Below are 202 nucleotides of genomic sequence, written 5' to 3'. Positions count from 1 at the left end.
TTTGGTCTTGAACAAGGTCTTAACTTCATCGCTATTTCATTCGTACGTACTGCAAAAGACGTTGAAGAAGTTCGTACAATCTGTGAAGAAACTGGTAACGGGCACGTTCGTTTGTTCGCTAAAATCGAAAACCAACAAGGTATCGAAAACATCGACGAAATCATCGAAGCTGCTGATGGTATCATGATCGCTCGTGGTGACA

The 202-nt window shown here is 42.1% G+C and carries 1 protein-coding gene; it reads left to right on the top strand.

The window, feature by feature from the left end:
• The coding region (locus HMPREF2937_RS13140) for a pyruvate kinase (protein WP_257245429.1) at window positions 1-202 on the top strand (202 nt) is incomplete at both ends.

It is taken from the genome of Staphylococcus sp. HMSC061G12, assembly GCF_001838465.1.
Taxonomy (GTDB): Bacteria; Bacillota; Bacilli; order Staphylococcales; family Staphylococcaceae; genus Staphylococcus; species Staphylococcus simulans.
This window is presented reverse-complemented; position numbering and strand designations above follow the sequence as displayed.